The sequence below is a fragment of the Rahnella sp. ChDrAdgB13 genome (assembly GCF_017655185.1).
GTDB lineage: Bacteria > Pseudomonadota > Gammaproteobacteria > Enterobacterales > Enterobacteriaceae > Rahnella > Rahnella contaminans.
Genome location: NZ_JAEMGT010000119.1, coordinates 1 through 6553, shown reverse-complemented (window position 1 = coordinate 6553; position 6553 = coordinate 1). Strand labels below are relative to the sequence as shown.

10 protein-coding genes and 1 pseudogene are annotated in these 6553 nt (G+C 50.0%); 1 reads left to right on the top strand and 10 read right to left on the bottom strand.

From position 1 onward, the window contains the following. Positions 1-55: 55 nt before the first annotated feature. From J8X26_RS23620 to J8X26_RS23575, 10 genes and pseudogenes are all read right to left on the bottom strand, one after another. On the bottom strand, positions 56-508 hold the full coding sequence (locus J8X26_RS23620) for a hypothetical protein (protein ID WP_208952137.1): 453 nt from the start codon (positions 506-508) through the stop codon (positions 56-58). After that, positions 501-689 (bottom strand): hypothetical protein, encoded by a 189-nt coding sequence (locus J8X26_RS23615; protein ID WP_208952136.1) that lies wholly within the window; start codon positions 687-689, stop codon positions 501-503. Before J8X26_RS23615 ends, J8X26_RS23620 begins: the two co-directional genes overlap by 8 nt. Then, the gene (locus J8X26_RS23610) at positions 686-1015 is read right to left on the bottom strand and encodes a hypothetical protein (protein WP_208952135.1); all 330 of its coding nucleotides are present in this window, start codon (positions 1013-1015) and stop codon (positions 686-688) included. Before J8X26_RS23610 ends, J8X26_RS23615 begins: the two co-directional genes overlap by 4 nt. Beyond that, complete coding sequence (locus J8X26_RS23605; protein ID WP_208952134.1) at positions 1015-1323, bottom strand: hypothetical protein; 309 nt, start codon at positions 1321-1323, stop codon at positions 1015-1017. Before J8X26_RS23605 ends, J8X26_RS23610 begins: the two co-directional genes overlap by 1 nt. A gap of 72 nt (positions 1324-1395) precedes the next feature. Beyond that, positions 1396-1501: pseudogene (locus J8X26_RS28100) on the bottom strand (ClpX C4-type zinc finger protein); the annotation flags it as partial. Beyond that, a complete protein-coding gene (locus tag J8X26_RS23595) occupies positions 1501-2934 on the bottom strand; it encodes a DnaB-like helicase C-terminal domain-containing protein (RefSeq protein WP_208952132.1) in 1434 nt (477 codons plus the stop codon). The gene J8X26_RS23595 and the pseudogene J8X26_RS28100, both read right to left, overlap by 1 nt. Next, positions 2924-3814 carry a DNA replication protein gene (locus J8X26_RS23590; protein WP_208952131.1) on the bottom strand — a complete coding sequence of 297 codons (891 nt, stop codon included), beginning with the start codon at positions 3812-3814 and terminating at the stop codon, positions 2924-2926. The genes J8X26_RS23595 and J8X26_RS23590 overlap by 11 nt, the downstream gene beginning before the upstream one ends. Before the next feature lie 147 nt (positions 3815-3961). Next, positions 3962-4792 carry a DNA-binding protein gene (locus J8X26_RS23585; protein ID WP_208952130.1) on the bottom strand — a complete coding sequence of 277 codons (831 nt, stop codon included), beginning with the start codon at positions 4790-4792 and terminating at the stop codon, positions 3962-3964. Between the two features lie 24 nt (positions 4793-4816). Further along, positions 4817-5113 (bottom strand): CII family transcriptional regulator, encoded by a 297-nt coding sequence (locus tag J8X26_RS23580; protein WP_208952129.1) that lies wholly within the window; start codon positions 5111-5113, stop codon positions 4817-4819. A gap of 114 nt (positions 5114-5227) precedes the next feature. After that, on the bottom strand, positions 5228-5458 hold the full coding sequence (locus J8X26_RS23575; RefSeq protein WP_208952128.1) for a YdaS family helix-turn-helix protein: 231 nt from the start codon (positions 5456-5458) through the stop codon (positions 5228-5230). Between the two features lie 127 nt (positions 5459-5585). On the opposite strand from J8X26_RS23575, the gene J8X26_RS23570 reads away from it, so the two are divergent. Then, a complete protein-coding gene (locus tag J8X26_RS23570; protein ID WP_244370823.1) occupies positions 5586-6299 on the top strand; it encodes a helix-turn-helix transcriptional regulator in 714 nt (237 codons plus the stop codon). The last annotated feature ends 254 nt before the right edge of the window (positions 6300-6553 follow it).

Genomic DNA, 6553 nt, shown 5'->3' with positions numbered 1-6553 from the left:
GGAGCACCTGTGTTGTTCTGAGGTGAGCATATCACCTCTGTTCAGGTGGCCAAATTCAGTAAACCACTACAGGTGCGGCGGCGAGCATGTCCTGCCATGAAAGCAGCACATTATCTTCGCAGTCTGGATTAACTTCGCACCCGCAGTTATGGCATGTTCCTACTGCAATTGGGTGTACCTGCAATTTCATTTCATGAGTCGGCTCAATCGGAACAAGCTTCCAACCATCTGGAATCACCTGCTCTGTATGGGCTGGATGCGGGGTGGTGTAGAGCCTGTCCCCAATGTTGATGTCCTGCTCGTAAAACCCTTTAAGGATAAAGCGGTCAGTGCCAGTCGTTTTGCTCTCAACATACCCGATAGCTTTATCCTGCTTTGCTGATAAGGCTACGTCGAGTGCTTGTCGTATTAACAGCGCATCTGCATGGCCTAATGTCATTCCTGCTGTTACGTGCTTCTGCATATCTTTCAACCTTTCTTCACTGAACTGCTCTAAATCGTTATTCATGGGTTACCTCGACGCATTTAGCTTGGTTAATTTTTGGCACATAATCACTCCATGAGCCTTGCTCACGGACGACATCAATGGACTTTATCGCTGCCTGACACTGCTCCATCGACTGCATTGGCGTGACCTGAAGGTTTGATGATTGGCTTGAAATAACAATAATCAGAAATATGTAACTCATTCTGTCTTCCCCTTAATTCTTATTCCGTGGGAGGTGATAGCTGTGCCATGGGATATCACAGCTATACCGTGGGAGGTAATGGCCGAGCAAACATCTATCAGTGCTGCCTCAGCAGAACCATTGCATAGATATTCTTCTGGATTCGGTAACTTAATTTCAATTGCCGCGCGAGACGCTTTCCAGCCTTCCCACATCGCCGCTGCCATCATGAACCAGACCTGTCCGCAACCAGCCGCCTTCTCATCGAAGAACCAGTTAACAAACTCCATGGTCATGCCGTGCTCTTTTGCAAAAGCTTCTCTGTCAAATGCTGCCTTAGTGTCCATCAGAATTCCCCTTTCACTGGCTGTTCGGCGCTAAATTTCGATAAAAGCGGCAGGTAAACCGCTCGGTGTACAAACGGGATAAAAGCTGTGAAGAATTTGTCGAAGGTGTCTTTGCGGTAACCGGTAGCTTCATCGACCATCATGTCCAAGGCGTTGCGCGGCTGTCTCGGTAATTCCACGCCGTATATTCGGATGAATTGAGCAATTAGCTCTGGTTCTTCAAGGCTGCGATCTAGGCATATGCTGAATGCCGGATCGCTCATGAGGGTTCGTGCTATTTCTTCGGGTAATCGGTTAGTTTGTTCCATCAGATTTTTCTTCCTCTTCATCTTCTTCTCTATCCAGATGCAGGTCGGCCAACACCTCAACGCATTTCACAACGCATCTTTCGCAGATATACGCATATGGTCCGGCAATAAGCTTTTTCACTTGGTGTTGAGTTCTCTCGCAGAAAGAACATCTCAACAATGGTTTTTTATCTTCCATCAGAAACCACCTTTCTTTTTCGCTGGTTGCTTCAGTTGTTCTCGCTCATCACGATCCCGACGCGCCGCTACTTGGTCGAGGTCATAAATCGCACCGTCACGCTGCTGGCAGAAAATAACGCCTGTTTTCCCGTGGCGATTGAGTCGCAGAAGCAGCTCTGTTTCTTCCTGATTTAAGCTTTCATCGAATGCACCTTCACGATGGATGCCTACCCAGTAGTCACAGTCCTGTTCGATTTGCCCTGTGTCGCGGCTGTCGCTTGGCAGAGGGCGTTTGTTTACTCGCTTTTCCAGTTCACGGTTTAACTGGGTCAGCAGTACAACAACGCAGCCAAGCTCTTTGGCGAGATTCTTGAGACCTTTGGTGATCATGCCGTAAGCCAGATCATTACGGTCTGCCTTTTCGGCTGTCATCAGGGTCAGGTAGTCCACCAAAACCATGCCGACGCTACCCTTTTGGCGTTTCACCTTGCGGCTTTCTGCAACGACGTGTGCCAGTGATAATCCCGGAGTGTCGTCAATGTAGAGCAGGTCGATTTCGCGGAGTCGTGCGGCGGTGTTCATGGCTTTGCTGAAGTCTGCGTCGTAGTCACCCTGGTACTCTTCATCGTCACAGGTGTTCAGATAAAAAATGTTCGGGTTGACGCCTGACTTCTGCCCTACCAGCTTTTCGAGGATCTGGTCATCTGGCATTTCGAGGCTGAACAGCAGTGCTGGCTTCTTCTCACGAACGGCACAGTTGATTGCCATCTGCGAGTACAAGGTGGTTTTACCCATCTTAGGCCGCGCACCAATCACGAACAGCGAGCCTTTCATCAGACCTTTCGGTGAAAGCATTCTGTCGAGCGATGGAATACCGCTGGTCAATCCGCGAGCCTCTCCGGTGGTTGAGAAGCGCTTATCGAGATCTAACATCCAGTCATCCATAACGTCACCAAATGACCTAAGCCCGCGCCGTGTACCGGTTCGTGCGTGATCTGACATCTGGGTGAAGATGGCCTGTGCCGCTTCGTATTTCTGTTCAGCTGACATGCCGTCATTGGCGTAGAACAGCTCGGTGATTTTGTTGGCCTTCTCAATCCCGTAACGCTTCATGGCTCGGTCGCGAACGATGTTGGCATAGTTCACGATGTTTGCCGCGCTAGGTGTGTGCTTCTGAAGCTCTGCCAGATAGGCAAATCCACCGACTGATTCCAGCTCACCTTTCGATTCCAGCGAGTCAGAGACGGTCAGCAGGTCGATTGGCTTCTGCTGGCGGGCAAGGCTGCGCAGTTCTTCGTAGATGATTTTGTGAGGGCGGCTGTAAAACGATTCCGAACGCAGGGAGGAAAATACTTTCAGGCAACGGTCGCTGCCGTCATCCAGCATCAGGCCACCCAGTACGCTCTGCTCAGCTTCGATGCTGTGCGGGGGTAATACGATGTTATCGGTCATCCTTGTCTCCTTCGCGGACTTCGATGTAGAGCTTGGCTTTCAGGAAGTCGTCAAATTTCTTCTTGCGCCAAGTTATGCCAGTACGCTGATCGGGGCGGTCTTCCAGCATCCAGCGGCATGACCGGCTGATGTACTGCAAGTATCCCCTGAACCCTTCGATGGTCAGCGGCTGTCCACCATCCAAGTCTCTGGCGATTTTGTTCGCCTTCGTCCAGAAGGTTCTTATCAGGTTGCGGCGCTCGTCCGTCAGCGTTCTCCATCCCCTCGCTTCTGGCACTTCGTCTTTCAGGCATTGCCAGACTTCTTCGCAGGAAATCTTTTGCCTCTGGTTAGCCGATTTTGAGTCGCCAGTTGCACACTTAATATCTTTAGATATTAAGTTAGTATTTAGTAATTCATTGTTTGTGGCACTTTGTTGGCAATCTGTTGGCACAACCTCCTTTGCAGTCCTTGAAGTGTCTAGGTTTGTGATGGCACTTTGTTGGCAATCTGTTGGCACAAAATTTGGCTGATATTCGTCGTATTTTGTGACGTAAATTAGCGAGAATTTCTTGGTGGATGACTTGGTGATCATCCCAAGTTTTTCAAACTTACCGATGAGATATTTGATGCGGTTACCATCAATCCCGGTTTCCAGTTCAAGCTTATTGCGCCCGGTCATGAATTCACCGCGTCGGACGATAACCTCACCCAGCTCTGTACTCACACTGCCGGGTGCATGATTGGCGGTAAGGATGAAATGCATCCACAGGTGAACAGCTTCAGAATCCGTTCTATAGAAAGGCAGCTCCATTATTTTTCTGTGCATGAGGGCAAACCCCTTACCGGTTGCCTCCGGCCTTACTGTGTCTGGTTGACGGAATGCCAGTACGTTACTCATGCCTTGGCTCCTTTGGCTTATGCAGGCGGAAGGTATCAATCAGCCTACGACCGAAAGAACGGTTATCGTTGCTGATCATGAGTAACTCGTCTGGTAGTGCTGCCCGCTGCTGTACTCGCTCAGGGGGCTGGTATTTTTTTCGTTTGTTCATGAGGCCTCCGTGCCAGTGCTGCTAATCCCCTTCCGGTACTCAGCAATGATTCGGTTTATTTCTTCAGATGTGTCCATGGATAGAGCGAGGTAATCACCATCACCATTTCTTTCAAATTCAGCATCGACCAAAAGCTCAACCAGGCGGCGAGCTTTCACAGCACTGAACAGCGGAATGGCATCAGAACGCGTGAGCTTCGTTTTGCCAGCCGCTTTTGCCTTCACCATCTGACCGGCTGCCACTGATGAAGCATTCACGCCATGCTCACGTGAGAGAGCGACAGCGGTAGTAGGCGCAACCTCTCCTGACTTCACCATTGCGAGCAGGCCATCACCGACTTCCAGCAAAGCGAGGTGATGCTCAACATCAGCAACAGAACGCTTTACCTTCTTGGCGATCTCCGCTGATTCCCATCCTTGGTTGCTGAGGCGTTGATAAGCGGCTGCGCGTTCAAGCGGTGCCAGTGGCTTACCCTGAGAACTGGTGACCATGAAGGCAATGCGATCGGCCTCACTGCCTACAAAGTCTTTGCACTCAAGGCGCGGGATTTCATGCCCGGCTTCAGTAGCCAGCTTCGCGCCGTAATACCGGTGATGACCGTCGATAATTTTGACGCCATCCCCAGTAACCTGCACCGCTAACGGCGGCAGATACTCGCCGTCGATAAACGCATCGCGGAATTCTTCTACGTGCGCTTGGTCGATATCCCGGACGTTAAAGCCCGGTTCGACATACAGCTCTGACAGCGGAACCAGAAACGTTTTCTTTACCGTCGTCTCGGTGCCGTTTTTATCTTTCGATTTGTACAAAAGGGAAAGGGATGACATAATTACTCCTGTTGTTTTGTCCAGTTAAAACGACATTGATATTTGAGAAGCCTCGTCTGTTCGTGCAGTCGGGGCTTTTTGTTTTGTGAATATCCGGGCAACTTCTTTCGCCAGCCTTGCAAGGTCATCGTCAACGACGCCCCACTCCAAAACCGCCAGTAACATCGACATCTTCGGTATGAAGCTTTCCTTCCAGCGTGTTATCTGTGAACGGTCAACGCCTACAGCGTCAGCAATCACTGCGCTGCCGATCACCGAAATCTTATTCAGTAGTTGCCCCTCAATTTTCATAGCCTTAGTGCGTGTCTGTGTACGTTCCATGCGTGATACTTCCGTTGTTGGTTAGTTGTGTGCGTGTGCATACCGTGGGGTATGCCACTGTTGTTATTGCTCCTGAGTTCAGAGAGCGGCCAGATTGTTTAAAGAGCGGTGGTTCTATGCTGCTGTGTTGAATTGTTCGAACAGGTTGGCTTTATCTGGGCGGAACTCAGCGGCTGAAATCTTTCCGTTGGTAGCTCTTACAAGAAGAAGGGCGCCCTCTACGGAGATTTGTTTGTTGCCGTTAAGCCAGTCAGACACTGTGGATTGCGCCTTGCCGACAGCTTTGGCTAATGCAGCCTGACTGCCAACAATTGCAATCGCTTTTTCGACTGCTTCATGTTTCATAAAATCTCCTTTTCTATCGTTACAGCATGATTTTAGCCATCGCTTTAGTGAAAATCAATCGCTTTGACGATTTTGTATAAATATCGCTTTGCCGATAGAATGAAGGAAATGTTTAAGTGAGGTTTTTATGACTTTTTCTGAGCGCCTAGAAATGGCGATGAAGGAAAGTGGCCATACGCAGGGATCGCTTGCTAAAGCGGTTGGAATGGCGCAGTCCAGTGTGTGGAAGCTGGTTTCTGGTGGTGCGCAGGGTTCGCGTAAGCTTGTGGATATTGCCAAGGTGCTAGGCGTAAGGCCGGAATGGCTGTCAGATGGCTCAGAACCGATGCGTGCGGAAGGCGTGAAGCCATATAACCCAGACTCCACGATCCCACCGGAAAGCGAGTGGGGAACAATCGATTTATGGGATAGCAAAACTCCTCTCTCCGATGATGAGATAGAGGTGCCATTTTATAAGGATATCGAGATGGCAGCTGGTGCGGGACGCTGCATTGATACTGACTACAACGGCTACAAGTTAAGATTCTCAAAAGCAACCCTACGCCGCATGGGTGTTGAGTTTGCCAATGTATTCTGTTGTCCGGCAGCCGGAGACAGCATGGAACCACTAATTCCAGATGGCACCACCATAGCCGTAGACCGAGGTACGAAGACCATACGTGACGGGAAAATGTACGCTATGGGGCAAGATGGCTTGTACCGCGTAAAGGTGCTCTACGCCCTCCCTGGCAGGAAGGTGCGTGTGCGCAGCTATAACGAGGAATATCCAGATGAAGAAGTGCCGCTGGATGAACTTGATATTATTGGTCGCGTGTTCTGGTGGTCGGTGTTGGACTACTAGCCCAGTGGCCGGAAGAAGTATTCAACTAGACAGCATCGGCCAGTTCATGGGTGTCTGGCAGATAGGGAGCTGTGTCACAGGGATGTGGGAGTTCGGGCGTTTGGTTAAATCACGGAGGAAATATGGCATTTAATGACCTTGAATATCACGCAGTCAAAAAAGAAGTTGAAGCGTTTGTAGAGAGCATCCGGCCGCCAGCGCACGTAAGGAACGAACTCGATATCGTTTTCACCATTGATGACCAATCCATTGAG